Genomic DNA, 15,531 nt, shown 5'->3' with positions numbered 1-15,531 from the left:
CACTTGCTGGTGTGGCTTTTGAATCCGAAATTCGCTCGCTGCGTTGCTCCAAAGTGAATGCGAATTTCGAATTCGCCGCACCAGTACAGATCGCGGACTGGCTGGCGCCGGCCTTGCCATGCGACCCCTCTGCCGCTGCACGGGATACCCCTGTGCACGACCAGGAGACATGACCCATGACCGCTTACGTTATCGCAGACATCAAGGTGAGGGACCCGAAGTGGATGCCGGCCTATGCCGCGTCGGTCCACGACCTCGTTCACAAGCACGGCGGCAGATATCTGTCGCGCAGCGGCAATGTGAAGACGCTCGAAGGCAAGCCGCTCGACACGACGCTGATTGCCTTGATGGCGTTCCCGACCGAGGCCGCGGCGCGCGCCTTCACCGACGATCCCGCCTACGCACCCTTTGTTTCGGCCCGTCAGGGCGGCAGCGACAGCCGTTTCCAGCTGATCGACAACTCCGATCTGGCCGGAACCATCCCGTATCTGCCGAAGGGATGATCTTCCCCTGCATTTGTCGCATCGGGACAGGGATCTCCCAGCAACAACAGCCACAGCGCCCACCTGCCGGACCTCCTTACTTCCGGCGGCCGCCCGGGCTGTGCTTTTCAAGAAGAATGGAATGACTATGACAATCAACTTTCGCAACAAATTCCTCGCTGCCGCGGCGCTGCTGTCGGCCTGCACTGCATTGGCGCAGGCGCATCAGGCAGCGCCCGTGTCCGGTCCCAATCCGCTGGCCGACAAGGTACGCGCCGCCAACAGCCGCTTCGAGAATGTGGCGGCGGCGACCGCCGAGGGCTATGCGCCGATCCCCTGCGCCAGCGGCATCACCGGCGGCGCCATGGGCATCCACTACGTCAATCCCGGCTACCTCAAGGACGACGCTGTCGATGTCGCCAAGCCCGAAGCGGTGATGTACGAGCCGATGGCCGACGGCACGCTAAAACTGATCGCGGTCGAATACATCACCTCGAAAGGCCCGGCCTCGCTCGATGGGCATCTGTTCAACTTCAACAGCGCGCCCAACCGCTATGGCCTCGGCCCGTTTTACGAGCTGCATGTCTGGGCCTGGAAGGGCAACCCGACCGGCGCGTTCGCCGACATGAACCCGAACGTGTCGTGCGAACCGACGACTGCTGCCAGCCAGTAAGCAGCCGGGCCAGGCGGCGCCAACGCCGCCTGGTTTTTAATCTCACAGAGGGGCCAAGCTCCGGGAGATCGCGATGCAACCTGGCATCGTTGGCGTGCCTGTGTGCCCATCGAGCTGTCTTTGCAAAAAGAGTCGCTTGACTGGCGATGTAAAATGCTCATTCTAGAATGATCATTTTACATTGGGTTGCTCCATGACCAGACCGCGACTATTTGACGAAGCCACTGTGCTGGGGGACGCGATGAACGCGTTTCGACGGGCCGGTTTCGCGGGAATTTCGATCAAGGATCTGAGCGATGCCACCGGCCTGACGTCTGGCTCGATCTACAATGCCTTTGGCGACAAGGAAGGTCTCTATCGGGCGGCCTTCGGCCACTATATCGATGCCGTCATCCGACACCGTATCGAGACCTACATCGGCGAAGCAAGCGATCTGGATGGTTTGGAACAGTTGTTCCTGTCGTTGTTGCTGCCCGCCCCGGAATCCGGCGACCTCGGCTGTTTGTTAACGAACGCTGCTGTCGAGTTCGGTGCGCAACCGTCGGTCGCCTCGGAAGGTCTCGCGGAAGGCTTCGCCGTGCTGGAAGCCGCCATCCGGCAGGTCGTGGAGCGCCAGATCGGTGGAGGGCAGGTCGATCTCCACGTCGTCAGGCTTCTGCTTCTCTACCAAGGCATTCTCGTGCTGATCCGCGCCGGCCGAGACGTCTCGGCCTGCCCGGCCGTCATTCGATCAGAATTCGAGCAGCTAAGGAAACTTCTGCCATGATCACCCTTTCCCGCAGGGCGGTGCTTCTCGGCACCGCCGGCAGTCTTCTTGCGCCTTGCCTGCCGGTCTTTGGCGCGTCGCCGGCCATGCCGCCGGTCCGATACGTTCGCTCCAACGGCATCGATATGGCTGTTTATGAAGCCGGCAAGGGACCGGCGGTTGTTTTGCTGCACGGCTTTCCCGAACTCGCCTTTTCCTGGCGTCACCAGATCGCGCCGCTCGCGGCCGCCGGCTACCACGTCATTGTTCCCGACCAGCGCGGATATGGTCTGACCGACCGGCCGTCCAAGGTCGAGGATTATGACATGGTCCACCTGACCGGCGATCTCGTCGGTCTCCTCGATGCTCTCGGCGTCGAAAAGGCCGTGTTCGCGGGCCATGACTGGGGCGGCCTGGTCGCATGGCAGATGCCGCTTTTGCATCAGAGCCGGGTCACTGGCGTCATCGGTGTCAACACGCCATTCATTCCCCATGAAATGCTGTGGCTGCATCCGAGCCTCACCAAGGGGCTGACCGCCCCGGACAAGCCGTTCGTTGCCAACCCGGCAAAAGACCCGATCGCGCAGATGCGCGAAGTCTACAATCCCGACATGTATGTGCTGATGTTCGAAGATGGTGATCTCGCGGACCGTTTGATGGCGCACGACGTGGCGCGGGTGTTCAGGAGCAATATGCGCAAGGGTGTTATCACCGCCGCGCAATACGCCAAGCTGCCGCCGCAGGCCCGACACATGACATTCCTACAGGCGCTCTCGCAGCCGGAGCCGAAGACGCTGCCCGGCGAGCTGATCCTGACGCCTGACGAGCTTGCTTTCTATGCCGAGAGCTTCGGGCGCACCGGTTTCACGCCGGGCATCAACTGGTACCGCAACTTGTCCCGCAATTGGAGAGCCGGCTTGAATGTCGACCAGACGATAAAAGTGCCTTCGCTCATGATCGGCGCTGAGGACGACGTCGTGTTATCTCCAGCGATGATGGATGGAATGGACGCCCACATCGCCGATCTCGAAAAACATGTGGTCGCCGGCTGTGGACATTGGTCACAGCAGGAGAAGCCGGGCGAAGTCACCACGCTAATGGTCGATTGGTTGAAGCGGCGGGTTCCTGCGTAGCCGACATGGCGAGCGGTGCAAAGACGGTTAAGATAGCGGAACTTTCGGGATGCCGGCGCGCTTTAGTGTCCCGAAGGAGACACCTCATGAGCGCCACAAAAGAGTTCTTTGAAACCTGGCTGCAGGAGAATGTCGGCAATCTGCCGGCCGAGAGCGAGGTGAGCGTCGCCGTCCTGGCGCAGCAATTCGAGCAGGATGCCGATGCTGCCGGCTACGGCCACGAGGTTCGCGAAGACGAGCTCGGCAACATCCAGGAGGCGATCGAGGCAGCCCTGAAGAAGGCAAGGACAGGCGAAGAGCCGCAGGCTGCCGACGACAATGAGCTGGCGCCGGTTATGGAGGCGCTGGAGGTCGAGGATCCGAAGAGCGGACCGTAGCGGTTGCGGCTCTTCCCTTCCACGCTACATGACCGGGCATAATGGATGCCAAACACCTCACGCTCGGCGTCGTGATCGGCGTGGCCATCGGCGTCGTGTTGGACAACATTGTTGCGGGCAGTGGTATAGGTATTGCTCTGGGCATTGCCTTCGGCCTTGCCCGGAAGTCGTCCGGCCGGAAGTGACCAGCAGAACATGTCCTGCCCGATTTTGCCGCCCAGAGGTGCGGCGGTCGCCCCACCGCCGATGCCGAACGGCTACGCCGCCAGCGCCGTCTCCGCCAGCTTCACCCAATAGCTCATGCCGTGCGGGATGACCTCGTCGTTGAAGTCGTAGGCCGGGTTGTGCAGGCCGGCGGTATCGCCATTGCCGATGAAGATGAAGGCGCCCGGCCGCGCTTCCAGCATGTAGGAGAAATCCTCGCCGCCCATCACCGGCTGGATGGCGCGGTGCACATGGCTGTCGCCGGCGACGTCGGCCGCGATGTCGCTGGCAAAGACCGTCTCTTCCGGATGGTTGAAGGTGACGGGGTAGTTGGCATTGTAATCAACCTCGATTGTCGCGCCGAAGGCAGCGCCCACGCCTTGGCAAAGCGCGCGGATGCGCTCTTCAGCCTTCTTGGCGACCTCCTTCTTCAGCGTGCGTACGGTGCCGGCGATCTCGGCGCTCTCGGGAATGATGTTATAGGCGTCGCCGGCATGGAATTTCGTCACCGAGACGACCACCGCCTCGACCGGATCGGTGCTGCGCGAGGCGATCGTCTGCAATGCGCCGACAAGCTGGCTGGTGATGACGATCGGATCGATGGTGCCGTGCGGCATCGCCGCGTGGCCGCCCCGGCCCTTGACGGTGATGGTGAATTCGGCGGTCGCCGCCATGATCGGACCCGGCCTGATGGCGAACTGGCCGACCGGCAGGCCCGGCATGTTGTGCATGCCGAACACCTTGGAGATGCCGAAGCGCTCCATCATGCCGTCCTTGACCATCTCGTTGCCGCCGCCGCCGCCCTCTTCGGCCGGCTGGAAGATAACCGCGACGGAGCCGGCGAAATTGCGTGTTTCGGCGAGGTATTTGGCGGCACCCAAAAGCATCGCGGTGTGGCCGTCATGACCGCAAGCGTGCATCTTGCCCGGGACGGTCGAGGCATAGGATTTGCCGCTGATCTCGTTGAGCGGCAGGGCGTCCATGTCGGCGCGCAGGCCGATCGTCGAGCCTTCGCCGTGGCGGCCGCGGATGATGCCGACGACGCCGGTCTTGCCCAAACCCGTCACGATGTCGTCGCAGCCGAAAGCCTTCAGCTTCTCGGTGACGAAGGCGGCGGTCTTGAAGACGTCGAAATTCAGCTCCGGCGTCTGATGCAAATGGCGGCGCCAGCCGGCCACCTCATCCTGCATTTCGGCGGCTCGGTTCAGGATCGGCATGATGGTTCCATTTCGCTGTTGGAGCAGGCGGTCTTGACCTGCTGCTGTGCAATTGTGCCTGCTGCCCTGCAACCATGCACGCTGCTTTGCATTGTGCTGCTGCTTCCACATTGTGATCGGCAGCACTTTGCCATGTTGACGTCACATAGAGTAAATAGCACCGCGACTGTGGTCCGGGAACAGAGAGCCGGACCATTATCCTGGCGATCGTGTAACGAAATCTTACGGAGCCAGGGGCGACTGCGGCAAGAGGCTATTTCGGTTTTCATGATGCGCTATAGGCATTTCCTCAAACTGTTGGTGGCGGGCGCGGTGGTGCTTGCGGCGCTGGCCGGGCCTGCCTTGGCCAATCCGACCATCCTGTTCGACCTGAACAGCGGCAAGATCCTGCAGCATCAGGAGGCGTTCAGGCGCTGGTACCCGGCATCGCTGACCAAGCTGATGACCGCCTATGTGGCGTTTCGTGCGATTGCCGCGGGCGAGGTCCAGCTCGATTCGCCGATCAAGGTGACGAAACATTCCGCCGGCGAGCCGCCGAGCAAGATGGGCTTCAAGCCGGGTTCGGTGATGCGGCTGGACAATGCGCTGAAGATGATGCTGGTCAAATCGGCCAACGATATCGCCATGGCGGTCGGCGAGAATATCGGCGGTTCGCAAGCGGCCTTTGCCGAACGCATGAATGCGGAGGCGCGGAGGCTCGGCATGAGCGGGTCCCATTTCGTCAATCCGAACGGGCTCTATTCGCCGGACCAGTATACGACAGCGCGCGATCTCGCTTTGCTGGTGATGGCGATCCGCAAGGAATTTCCGCAATATGCCCCCTGGTTCTCGATCGAAGGCCTTGCCGTCGGCAAGAAGGCGATCTCCAACTACAACCTCCTGATCGGCCGCTATCCGGGTGCCGACGGCATGAAGACCGGTTTCGTCTGCTCGTCCGGTTTCAACATGATCGGCTCGGCTACCCGCAACGGCCGCACCCTGGTCGCCGTGGTGCTCGGCGAGCAATCGGCCGTCACCCGCGCCGAGGCGGCGGCAAAACTGCTCGACCAGGGCTTTGCAACCCCGGCCCCGAGTTGGCTGACGGTCGCAGCGCTGCCTGCCTATGGCGACACCATGTCGGCCAACGACATGAACGACGAGATCTGCAAGAAGAAGCCGGTCGAGGAGCAGTCGGAAGCCGCACCCGCCGTCGGCGACAAGGGCAAGGACGTGCCGAAATCGCCCTATCAGGAAAAGCTGGGCCATGTGCCGACGCTGATCGCCGTCGGCCTCGGCGGCGCCACGGGGCCGAAGCCGAAGGCGATGCTCGATGCCTCCGGGAAGGAATATGCCGACGTGCCGCTGCCGACATGGCGGCCGGACCGGGCGCCGCCGGCCGGCGCCGAGCCGGCCGTGGCCGGGTCCACCACCGCCGCGCAGGTCCAACGGCCGGCCAAGGCGCTGAACTAGCCGTATGGCCGGCTTCCCGATCCCCGTTTCGGTGCTCACCGGCTTTCTCGGCGCCGGCAAGACGACGCTGCTCAACCGGCTGCTCCGGAATCCCGCGCTCGCCGACACCGCCGTCATCATCAACGAGTTCGGCGAAGTGGCGATCGACCACCTTCTGGTCGAGCAGGCGTCCGATGGCATCATCCAGCTTTCCGACGGCTGCCTCTGTTGCACGGTGCGCGGCGAGCTGGTCGACACGTTGGCCGACCTCGTCGACCGGCTGCAGACCGGCCGCATCGACCGGCTTGCCCGCGTTGTCGTCGAGACCACCGGGCTCGCCGATCCCGCCCCTGTGCTGCAGTCGATCATGGCGCACCCGGCCCTGGTCCAGGCCTTCCGGCTCGACGGCGTCATCACCCTGGTCGACGCCGTCAACGGCAATGCGACGCTCGATGCCCATGTCGAGGCGGTGAAGCAGGTGGCCGTCGCCGATCGCATCGTGCTCAGCAAGGCCGACCTGGCCACGGATGCAGGCGACGCGGAGGCGTTGCGGGCGCGGCTCAGGCAGCTCAACCCGGGTGCCGTGGTGCTCGACGCGAGCCAGGCAAGCGCCGCGACCCTGTTCGATTGCGGCCTCTACAATCCGGCCACCAAATCCGTCGATGTGCAGCGTTGGCTCGGCGAAGAAGCCGGCCACGACCATGATGTTGGCAGCCATGACCACAGCGGTCATGGTCATGCCGACCACGGTCACCATGACCATGGCCACAGGCACGATTCCCGCATCCGCGCGTATTCGGTGGTTCATGACGGGCCGGTGCCGTTTTCGGCAATCGAGATGTTCCTCGATCTGCTGCGCTCGGCGCATGGCGAGCGCCTGTTGCGGATGAAGGGCGTCATCGAGCTTGCAGAAGACCCGTCGCGGCCGCTGGTTATCCATGGCGTGCAGAAGATCCTGCATCCGCCGGTGCAACTGCCGGCCTGGCCGGACAGCCAGCGCGGCACCAGGCTGGTGCTGATCACGCTCGACATGCCGGAAGACTATATCCGCCGGCTGTTCGCCGCCTTCACCAACCGGCCGTCGATCGACACGCCGGACCGCGCGGCACTGGAAAGCAACCCGCTGGCTATTGCCGGGCGGTAGAGGCTTTCATCAGTTTTAAGTCGAACGCCGCGCTGCCCCTCATCTGCCTGCCGGCATCCTCTCAAGAAGGACGCTCTCATCGACGATTTCGCCAATCTCCAGCGCCGCAGAAAGAGCGCCAAAGTTGCGGCCAGCCCCTTCTCCCCGTCACTATACGGGGAGAAGATGCCGGCAGGCAGATGAGGGGCAGCGCACCGTCAGCAGAACGAGCTAAGTCCAGGCTCGGCCGCCGCCGCGCTCGACCAGGAAGCGGTGGCCGCCCGATATTGCCGCCGTTTCGATCAGCCGATGGCCGCTCTCGGCGCAGAAGGCGGGGATGTCGATGACGGCGAGGGGGTCGGTGGTTTCGAGCCAGAGGCGGCTACCCGGCTGCATTGCGGCCAAGCGCTTTTTGGCCTTGAGCGCGGGCAACGGGCAGTTCAGACCTTTGAGGTCGTAGACGGCGGCGGGGCTGGTTGAGGGCCTGCCTCCTTGGCCCCCATCTTCTTGTTCAAGCATGAAGCTCAGCCGCCAAACATGCCGAGCAGCTTTTTCTTCAACCTTGTCGCCGTGCTTTCGGCGTCCGCAGCCTGCGTTTCGACTGCCGGGGCGGCCTCCGATGGCGCTACAGTGGCGGTGGCGACAGGCATCTCGGCGGCGGTCTTGGCAGCTTCCTTTTCAGCCAGTGCCTGCGCCTTGGCCGCTTCCTTCTCGGCCAGCGCCTGCGCCTTGGCTGCCTCTTTGGCGGCCTTGGCCGCTTCAATGGCGGCTAGCCTTTGTTCCTCGGCCTTCTGCTTGGCGGCCTTTTCGGCGTCGAGTGCCGCCATCTTGCGGCCGGCCGGCGAATCGACGCGGCCCATGCGCGCCGTCTCGGTCACCGTGCCGTCTGGGTTGAGCGACGGCGGCTCGATCGGCACGCGTTCGCCGCGGGCACGCCGTTTCGACCAGTCGGAAACGATGCTGGCTTCCTTGATCCCGGCGATGGTCGGCTTGGGTGCCGGCACGCTGGCCTTGACGGCGCCGTTGAAGGCCGCCTCATAGGTGCTTTGATAGGCGTTGATGGCGCTCTTCAGTGAATCGGGCTGGGTGGTCGCAGGGCAAGCGCCGGTCGGATTAAAGGTCGAGCCGTCGGCCGCAACCTGGTTGAAGACGTAGCGCTTCTCGCAGACGTCGACTTTCGGCGGCACCTTGGTGACTTCGAAATTGTCGTAGCCGACCTTCAGCATCTTCCAGAATTCGTAGTTCGGGTCGTTGCGGTAGCGCGCCATGTTGGCTGCAGTCATGCGGAACGGAAAAGCCTGGATCTGGAACTCGGTCTGGCCGCCCTGGAAGGCGTCACGACCGAAAGCGTAGATCTGCTCGATCTGCGCGTCGGTCATCGAATAGCAGCCCGACGACGAGCAGGCGCCATGGACCATCAGGTTGGAACCAGTGCGGCCATTGGCGCGGTCATAGGCGTTCGGGTAGCCGATGTTGAAGGACAGGTGATAATTCGACCGCGGGTTCATCTGCGCCGGGCGGACCGTGTAAAAGCCTTCCGGCGCTTGGCGGTCGCCTTCGGTGAACTTCGGCCCGAGCTTGCCCGACCATTTGCAGATGTCGTAGCTGGCGACCAGGTCGTAGCGGCCGTTGGTCTTGGCCTTCCAGATTTCGAGCTTGCCTTCTTCCTTGAAGATGCGGGCCATCACCGAAGAGGTGCGGACCATGCCCTTGGCCCTCATCTCGGCCAGGATCTTGTCCGGCAGCGGCTTGTTGGCCTGCGGTGCAAAATCCTTCATCGAAGCATCATTGCAGCCGGCGACGCCGATCGCAGCGATCAGAACTCCGGTGCGGGCAAGCTTGGCAAACATGGATATGGCTATCGTCTTCATCTCTGCGCCGCGGATGCCGCGGCTGCTAAACTGACCACTGACGGACCTTAAGCCCGTTAACCTTGAAAATTCCTTACCGCAAGCGACCTTGCGCCAAGCAGCCCTCTTGCCCCAAACGAAATTGGCGCGTCCCTTACGGCAAGCTCACTGTGACGAACGCAGCGGCATTTTTGTGGCGAAATTGCTCCACGCCGTCACATTTCAGGCCGCGCACCTGCGTTGGCTACAGATTGCGGCCCATCGCCAGGTATTTCTCGCGGCGATGCTCGCGGAAGTCGGTGTTGGCGCCGGAAAATTCCTTCATCGTCCTGGCGATGAGGTCGCCGGTGGCGGCAATCACCGTTTCGGGGGCGCGATGGGCACCGCCGAGCGGTTCGGCGACGATGGCGTCGATAATCTTCAGCTCCAGCAGATCCTGCGCCGTGATCTTCATGTTGGTCGCAGCATCCCTGGACCGGGTGGTGTCGCGCCACAGGATCGAGGCGGCGCCCTCCGGCGAGATCACCGAATAGATGGCGTGTTCGAGCATGTAGACGCGGTTGGCGGTGGCGATCGCTATGGCGCCGCCGGAGCCGCCTTCGCCGATCACCACCGAGATCGACGGCACCTTCAGGCCAAGGCAGGCTGAGGTCGAGCGGGCGATGGCTTCCGCCTGGCCGCGCTCTTCGGCGTTGACGCCGGGATAGGCGCCGGCAGTGTCGACCAGCGTCAGCAGCGGGATTTGGAAGCGGTCGGCGAGTTCCATCAGCCGTACCGCCTTGCGGTAGCCCTCCGGCCGCACCGAGCCGAAATTATGCTTCAGCCGGCTTGCCGTGTCGGAACCTTTTTCCTGGCCGATGATCGCCACCGGCTCGCCACGGAAGCGGGCGAAGCCGCCGACGATCGCCTGGTCCTCGCCGAAATTGCGGTCGCCGGCGAGCGGCGTGAAATCGGTAAGCAGGCCCTTGATGTAGTCGATGCAATGCGGCCTGTCCGGATGGCGCGCCACCTGCACCTTCTGCCATGGCGTTAGCGCCTTATAGGCGTCGCGCAGCGCATCGCGTGAGCGCTTCTCGAGACGGGCGATCTCATCGCCGACGTCGACCGCCTCACCGTTCTCGGCAAGCTTCTTCAGCTCGAGGATCTTGCCTTCGAGATCCTGCACAGGCTTTTCGAAATCGAGGTAATTGTACATTCTTGGGCGAACCGGCAAGTCGGAAGGCAATGACTGACGCAAGCCCGAAAATGCAGGCTGGGCGCGGTGGAACGTCGTTCTCACATAGCGACATGACGCCTAGTCGGCAAGCGGATGATGATCGTTGACCAGACGCACCAGCCGCTCCTCCAGCACATGGGTGTAGATCTGCGTCGTTGAAATATCGGCATGGCCGAGCAGCTGCTGCACGGCCCTGAGATCGGCGCCGTTCTGCAGCAGATGGCTGGCGAAAGCATGGCGCAGCACATGCGGCGATATCTTCGCCGCGGCAATGCCGGCTCGCGCGGCAAGCCCTTTCAGCTCGCGGGCAAAGACCTGTCTCGAGAGATAGCCGTTTTCGGAGGCGGCCGGAAACAGGAACGGGCTGTCGGCAAGAGCCGGCACCGCCGCCCGTGCGGCAAGCCAGGTCCGCATCGCCGTGCGCGCCTTGGCCGACAGCGGCACCATGCGTTCCTTGTTGCCCTTGCCGCGCACCATGAAGAAGCGGTCGTCGCGCTGCGCCACCGTCACCGGCAGGCTGACCAACTCCGAAACCCGCAGGCCGGTGGCGTAGAGGACCTCGACCAGTGCGTGCAGGCGCAGCGCCGCCAGGCTGTCGTCGTCGTTGAGCGAGGGGTCGATCGCCTCCCGCGTGGCGCGGTCGAGCAGCCGGCCGGTATCGGCCTCGCTCATCGTCTTCGGCAGCGGCCGGCCTTTCTTCGGGCTGTCCAGCGTGCCGGTCGGATCGTCGCCGCGCAGGCCTTCGGCGTAGAGGAACTTGAAGAACTGACGGATTGCCGACAATTTGCGCGCCTGCGAGGTGGCGGCAAAGCCGCGCGCGGCGATGTCGTCGAGATAGGCACGGATGTCGGTGCTGGTGGCAGCGGCGAGCCCGCCGCCGATCCCGGCGGAAGCGTCCTCGAGGTCGCGGCGATAGGAGGAAAGCGTGTTTTCGGCAGCGCCGCGCTCGGCGCTCATCATCTCGAGAAAGGCTTCGATGCGGGCGGCGCTGTTCATTTTTTGGGATTGAGCTTTTCCGGAGGGATACGCACGCTCATTTCCGCCTTTCTCGGCTCGACGAACATGACCAGGGCGAACATCGCGCCGTAGACAATGCCGGCCAGAATCACGAGCGTCACGACAAAGCGAAACAGTGTCGGCATTAATTTTCGCCCGTCGTCTTGTTCTGCATTTCCAACCCTGTGCCCTTATGAGACGCCAATCCCACCAATTCAAGGGTGAAGCCGATAACAGGTCCCGGGCGCGCCGCGCTTGACGCAAACAGGCTTTTGATGTCGATACGCCGGCAAAGAGGCCCTAGAAACATGAACGCGTTACCAGCAAACCCTCCGGGCGAGAGCCATGCCGCGCTGCTCGGCCGGCTGGGCGACCGTTCCATCGTCTTTGTCGGGCTGATGGGCGCCGGCAAGACGGCGATCGGCCGCAAGGTGGCGGCGATGCTGGCGCTACCCTTTATCGACAGCGACCAGGAGATCGAAAGTGTTTCGCGCATGAGCGTCCCGGACCTGTTCGAGCGCTATGGCGAGGCGGAGTTCCGGGCACTGGAGCAGCGCGTCATCCTGCGCGTGCTGGAGCACGGGCCCCAGGTGCTGTCGACCGGCGGCGGCGCCTTCATGAATGCGCAGACGCGCGAGGCGATCGCCAGCCATGGCGTTTCGGTCTGGCTGAAGGCCGAGATCGACCTGTTGATGGAGCGCGTTTCCAAGAAGCAGAACCGGCCGCTGCTGAAAAGCGCCGATCCCCGGGGGGTGCTGGAGCGGCTGATGGCGGAACGCTACCCGGTTTACGCCGCGGCCGATGTCATCGTGCCGACCCGCGACGACCGCAAGGAGATCATTGCCGCCGAAGTGGTGGACGCGCTGCGCGGCCATCTCGGCGTTGCCGACATCGACGAGGTGCGGTCGTGAGCGCTGATGCAACGGTCTCTGTCGAAGTCGGGCTTGGCGAGCGTACCTACGACATTTTGATCGGCCCCGGCCTGCTGTCACGCGCCGGCGCCGAAATTGCGCGCCGTCTGCCGGGCACAAGGGCGGCGGTCGTCACCGACGAAAACGTCGCTAGCGCGCATCTCGCAACGCTTGCGGCCGGCCTGGCAAGCGGTGGCATCCAACATGCAGTCATCACGCTGCCGCCTGGCGAAAAGACCAAGAGCTTTGCGCACCTGGAAGAGGTGGTCGACGGCGTGCTGGCCGCCAAGCTGGAGCGTGGCGATGTCGTCGTCGCGCTCGGCGGCGGCGTCATCGGCGACCTCGCCGGCTTTGCCGCCGGCATCGCGCGGCGCGGCATGAACTTCGTGCAAATCCCGACCTCGCTGCTGGCGCAGGTCGATTCCTCCGTCGGCGGCAAGACCGGCATCAACAGCAAGCGCGGCAAGAACCTGGTCGGGGTGTTTCACCAGCCGAGGCTGGTACTGGCCGACACCGAAGTGCTCGACACGCTGCCGATCCGCGAGTTTCGCGCCGGCTATGCCGAACTGGCCAAATACGGGCTGATCGACCGGCCGGAGTTCTTCGCCTGGCTGGAGGAAAACTGGTCTCGCGTGTTTGCCGGCGGGCCGGAGCGGGCAAAAGCGATTGCCGAGGCCTGTCGCGCCAAGGCCGACGTCGTTGCACGCGACGAATTCGAGACCGGCGACCGTGCGCTGCTCAATCTCGGCCACACCTTCGGTCACGCGCTCGAGGCGGCGACCGGCTATGACGGCACGCGGCTGGTGCATGGCGAGGGCGTTGCCATCGGCATGGCGCTGGCGCACCGTTTTTCTTCAAGGCTCAATTTGGCGAGCCCCGACGATGCGGCGCGCGTCGAGGCGCACCTTCGCATCGTCGGCCTGCCGTGGTGCATGGCCGACATTCCAGGCGAATTGCCTGACGCCGAAAAGCTGTTCTCCTTCATCACCCAGGACAAAAAGGTGTCGCGCGGCGCGCTGACCTTCATCCTGACGCGCGGCATCGGTCAGGCCTTCATCGCCAGGGATGTGCCGGCCTCGGAAGTGCTGGCGTTCCTCGGGGAGAACCATCCGGGATGAGCCAGGCCGGCTGGATCGCGGCTGCTGCGCTTGCCGGCCTCGGCCTGCTGGGCTTCGTCTTGCGTCGGCACCTGTTCGCCGCCTTCGGCTACGAGTTGCAGCGTATCGAGCCGCAGCGCTCGACGCATGAGGAATTGCGTGGCGCCGTCGACGATTTCCGCCGCGACGGCCAGGTGGTGCGCGAGGATCGTGCCCGCATTGGCGGCCTGTTCGACCTTGAGGAGCTCGAAGTGTCGGACGTGATGGTCCACCGCACCAATATGCGCTCGGTCAACGCCGACGACCCGCCGGAAGCGGTGGTGCGCGAGATCCTGCAGAGCCCGCATACCCGCATGCCGCTGTGGAAGGGCTCGCTCGACAACATCGTCGGCGTGCTGCACGCGAAGGACCTGCTGCGCGCGCTGAACGAGGTCGGCAATGATTTCTCCAGGATCGACGTGATGAAGATCGCGTCGCGGCCGTGGTTCGTGCCCGACACCACGACGCTGCAGGAGCAGCTCAACGCCTTCCTGCGCCGCAAGGCGCATTTCGCCATCGTCGTCGACGAATATGGCGAGGTCGAGGGACTGGTGACGCTGGAGGACATCATCGAGGAGATCGTCGGCGAGATCGCCGACGAGCACGACATCGACATCCAGGGCGTCAAGCAGGAAGCCGACGGCTCCGTCGTCGTCGACGGCACGGTGTCGATCCGCGACCTCAACCGGGCGCTCGACTGGAACCTGCCGGACGAGGAAGCCACCACCATTGCCGGCCTTGTCATCCACGAGGCGCAGTCGATTCCGGACGAAAAGCAGGCCTTTACGTTTCACGGCAAGCGCTTCGTCGTCATGAAACGCGACAAGAATCGGATCGCGCGGCTGAGGATCAAGCCGGCGATGCTTGGCGAATGACAGTGCACGCCTTATGGCAGCCGTGGGCAGTCAGGAGTCTATGACAATCGATCGGCGAACCCTGCTTCTGGTGTCGATGGCGGCGCTGCTGCCGGGTCAGGCTGCAGCGGCATTGCAGCTGCGTCCGCCATCACCCGAAACCTTCGACTATGGGCCGGCCAAGCTCGACATTTATTCCCGCGATGGCGCAAGCGGCCTGCCGGTCGTCTTTTTCGTCCATGGCGGCGCCTGGCGGGTCGGCAACCGCAACAACGTCAACTCCAAGCCGCAATTCCTGCTCGACAATGGCTTCTGCTTCGTCTCGATCGACTACCGGATGCTGCCTGAAGCCGACGTCGCCACCCAGGCCGCCGATGTCGAACTGGCGTATCGCTACGTCCGCGCCAACATCGCCAGCCATGGCGGCGATCCGGACCGGATCGTCGCGATGGGCCATTCGGCCGGCTGCCATCTCGTCGCGCTGACCGGCCTGCGCGGCGGCCTGCCCGGCGTCGCGGCGCTGGTCCTCGACGATACCAGGGCCTATGATCTGGAGGCGTTGGCCAGGAGCGGCGGCATGGCAGGGGTCTATGCCCGCGCCTTTCCCGATCCGGCGCAGTGGCGGGCGCTGTCGCCGGTCACCTATGTCGACGGCCGCAAGCATCCGCCGACGTTCATCGCCTATTCGCGGGCGAAAACCCGCGCGGCGGACGCGCAGGCCTTTGCCGGGCGTCTGGGCGCCACCGGAACCAGGGTCACGCTGTTCGATGGCAGCGCCTATTCGCACATGTCGATCAATCGCGACTTCGGCACCGAAGGCGATGCGTTGACCGCCGCGGTGATGGCTTTCCTGAGGGCGAGCCTCGGCTGAGTTACCAGCGGGTCTTTTCGCCGGGCGCCGCCGGCTCGATCGCCAGGGCATGGACGCCGGATTTCAATTCCTCGGCCAGCAATGCGTTGACGGCGCGGTGGCGTTCGACGCGGCTCATGCCGGCAAAGGCGGGCGCGACGATGCGGACGCGGAAATGCGTCTCGCCGGCGCCGTCGAAGGTGGCGTGATGGCCGGAATCCAGATGATGATGGCCGGCATGGAGATGGCTTTCGTTGATGACGGCCAGCCGTTCCGGCGAAAACGCCTTTTTCAGCTTGTCTTCCATCGTTGCCTGTGTGGACATCGCCGCTTCCC

The 15,531-nt window shown here is 63.9% G+C and carries 19 protein-coding genes; 12 read left to right on the top strand and 7 right to left on the bottom strand.

Translation table 11 applies throughout. The features are described from left to right. Positions 1-176 precede the first annotated feature (176 nt). The 6 genes from NKH91_RS24215 (at position 177) to NKH91_RS24190 (ending at position 3,595) form a co-directional block, all read left to right on the top strand. Positions 177-503, top strand: a complete 327-nt coding sequence (locus NKH91_RS24215; protein ID WP_023677873.1) for a DUF1330 domain-containing protein — start codon at positions 177-179, stop codon at positions 501-503. 121 nt (positions 504-624) lie between these two features. After that, the gene (locus NKH91_RS24210) at positions 625-1,155 is read left to right on the top strand and encodes a hypothetical protein (protein ID WP_352847502.1); all 531 of its coding nucleotides are present in this window, start codon (positions 625-627) and stop codon (positions 1,153-1,155) included. Between the two features lie 241 nt (positions 1,156-1,396). Further along, positions 1,397-1,921 (top strand): TetR/AcrR family transcriptional regulator, encoded by a 525-nt coding sequence (locus tag NKH91_RS24205; protein ID WP_051409761.1) that lies wholly within the window; start codon positions 1,397-1,399, stop codon positions 1,919-1,921. A gap of 86 nt (positions 1,922-2,007) precedes the next feature. Then, complete coding sequence (locus tag NKH91_RS24200) at positions 2,008-3,033, top strand: alpha/beta fold hydrolase (RefSeq protein ID WP_352847642.1); 1,026 nt, start codon at positions 2,008-2,010, stop codon at positions 3,031-3,033. Positions 3,034-3,119: 86 nt separating this feature from the next. Next, on the top strand, positions 3,120-3,410 hold the full coding sequence (locus NKH91_RS24195; protein WP_023722345.1) for a DUF768 domain-containing protein: 291 nt from the start codon (positions 3,120-3,122) through the stop codon (positions 3,408-3,410). 41 nt (positions 3,411-3,451) lie between these two features. Continuing rightward, the gene (locus NKH91_RS24190; protein WP_352495638.1) at positions 3,452-3,595 is read left to right on the top strand and encodes a glycine zipper domain-containing protein; all 144 of its coding nucleotides are present in this window, start codon (positions 3,452-3,454) and stop codon (positions 3,593-3,595) included. A 72-nt stretch (positions 3,596-3,667) separates the two neighbouring features. On the opposite strand, the gene NKH91_RS24185 is transcribed toward NKH91_RS24190, so the two are convergent. Then, on the bottom strand, positions 3,668-4,831 hold the full coding sequence (locus NKH91_RS24185; protein WP_352483482.1) for a M20 aminoacylase family protein: 1,164 nt from the start codon (positions 4,829-4,831) through the stop codon (positions 3,668-3,670). Positions 4,832-5,101: 270 nt separating this feature from the next. On the opposite strand from NKH91_RS24185, the gene NKH91_RS24180 reads away from it, so the two are divergent. After that, on the top strand, positions 5,102-6,280 hold the full coding sequence (locus NKH91_RS24180) for a D-alanyl-D-alanine carboxypeptidase family protein (RefSeq protein ID WP_352495645.1): 1,179 nt from the start codon (positions 5,102-5,104) through the stop codon (positions 6,278-6,280). Positions 6,281-6,284: 4 nt separating this feature from the next. Continuing rightward, entirely contained in the window at positions 6,285-7,403 is a 1,119-nt protein-coding gene (locus tag NKH91_RS24175; protein WP_352495636.1) for a CobW family GTP-binding protein, read from the top strand. Between the two features lie 210 nt (positions 7,404-7,613). On the opposite strand, the gene NKH91_RS24170 is transcribed toward NKH91_RS24175, so the two are convergent. The 5 genes from NKH91_RS24170 to NKH91_RS24150 form a co-directional block, all read right to left on the bottom strand. Continuing rightward, complete coding sequence (locus tag NKH91_RS24170; protein ID WP_352495635.1) at positions 7,614-7,901, bottom strand: sulfurtransferase TusA family protein; 288 nt, start codon at positions 7,899-7,901, stop codon at positions 7,614-7,616. A 5-nt stretch (positions 7,902-7,906) separates the two neighbouring features. Further along, positions 7,907-9,232, bottom strand: a complete 1,326-nt coding sequence (locus tag NKH91_RS24165; protein WP_352483562.1) for a L,D-transpeptidase family protein — start codon at positions 9,230-9,232, stop codon at positions 7,907-7,909. A gap of 244 nt (positions 9,233-9,476) precedes the next feature. After that, complete coding sequence (locus tag NKH91_RS24160; protein ID WP_023721141.1) at positions 9,477-10,427, bottom strand: acetyl-CoA carboxylase carboxyltransferase subunit alpha; 951 nt, start codon at positions 10,425-10,427, stop codon at positions 9,477-9,479. A gap of 99 nt (positions 10,428-10,526) precedes the next feature. After that, positions 10,527-11,444 carry a site-specific tyrosine recombinase XerD gene (locus tag NKH91_RS24155; protein WP_352847506.1) on the bottom strand — a complete coding sequence of 306 codons (918 nt, stop codon included), beginning with the start codon at positions 11,442-11,444 and terminating at the stop codon, positions 10,527-10,529. After that, entirely contained in the window at positions 11,441-11,590 is a 150-nt protein-coding gene (locus tag NKH91_RS24150; protein WP_023721139.1) for a hypothetical protein, read from the bottom strand. The genes NKH91_RS24155 and NKH91_RS24150 overlap by 4 nt, the downstream gene beginning before the upstream one ends. A gap of 162 nt (positions 11,591-11,752) precedes the next feature. Here NKH91_RS24150 and NKH91_RS24145 point away from each other — a divergent pair, with 162 nt between their 5' ends. The 4 genes from NKH91_RS24145 to NKH91_RS24130 are packed head-to-tail and all read left to right on the top strand — an operon-like array spanning position 11,753 to position 15,216. Then, a complete protein-coding gene (locus tag NKH91_RS24145) occupies positions 11,753-12,355 on the top strand; it encodes a shikimate kinase (protein ID WP_352483486.1) in 603 nt (200 codons plus the stop codon). Further along, on the top strand, positions 12,352-13,473 hold the full coding sequence (gene aroB, locus NKH91_RS24140; RefSeq protein WP_352847509.1) for a 3-dehydroquinate synthase: 1,122 nt from the start codon (positions 12,352-12,354) through the stop codon (positions 13,471-13,473). Before NKH91_RS24145 ends, aroB begins: the two co-directional genes overlap by 4 nt. Next, entirely contained in the window at positions 13,470-14,366 is an 897-nt protein-coding gene (locus NKH91_RS24135) for an HlyC/CorC family transporter (RefSeq protein ID WP_023721135.1), read from the top strand. Before aroB ends, NKH91_RS24135 begins: the two co-directional genes overlap by 4 nt. Positions 14,367-14,406: 40 nt before the next feature. Then, positions 14,407-15,216: an alpha/beta hydrolase gene (locus NKH91_RS24130; RefSeq protein WP_352483488.1), complete on the top strand. Its 810-nt coding sequence runs from the start codon at positions 14,407-14,409 to the stop codon at positions 15,214-15,216. 1 nt (position 15,217) lies between these two features. Here the strand turns inward: NKH91_RS24130 and NKH91_RS24125 are convergent, their stop codons facing one another. Further along, complete coding sequence (locus tag NKH91_RS24125) at positions 15,218-15,520, bottom strand: BolA family protein (protein WP_352885074.1); 303 nt, start codon at positions 15,518-15,520, stop codon at positions 15,218-15,220. Positions 15,521-15,531: the final 11 nt, after the last annotated feature.

Origin of the sequence: Mesorhizobium sp. M0894, assembly GCF_040319725.1 — a bacterium.
Classification (GTDB): Bacteria; Pseudomonadota; Alphaproteobacteria; order Rhizobiales; family Rhizobiaceae; genus Mesorhizobium.
Note: the sequence above shows the minus strand (reverse complement) of the source record. Positions and strands in the feature narration are given on the sequence as shown.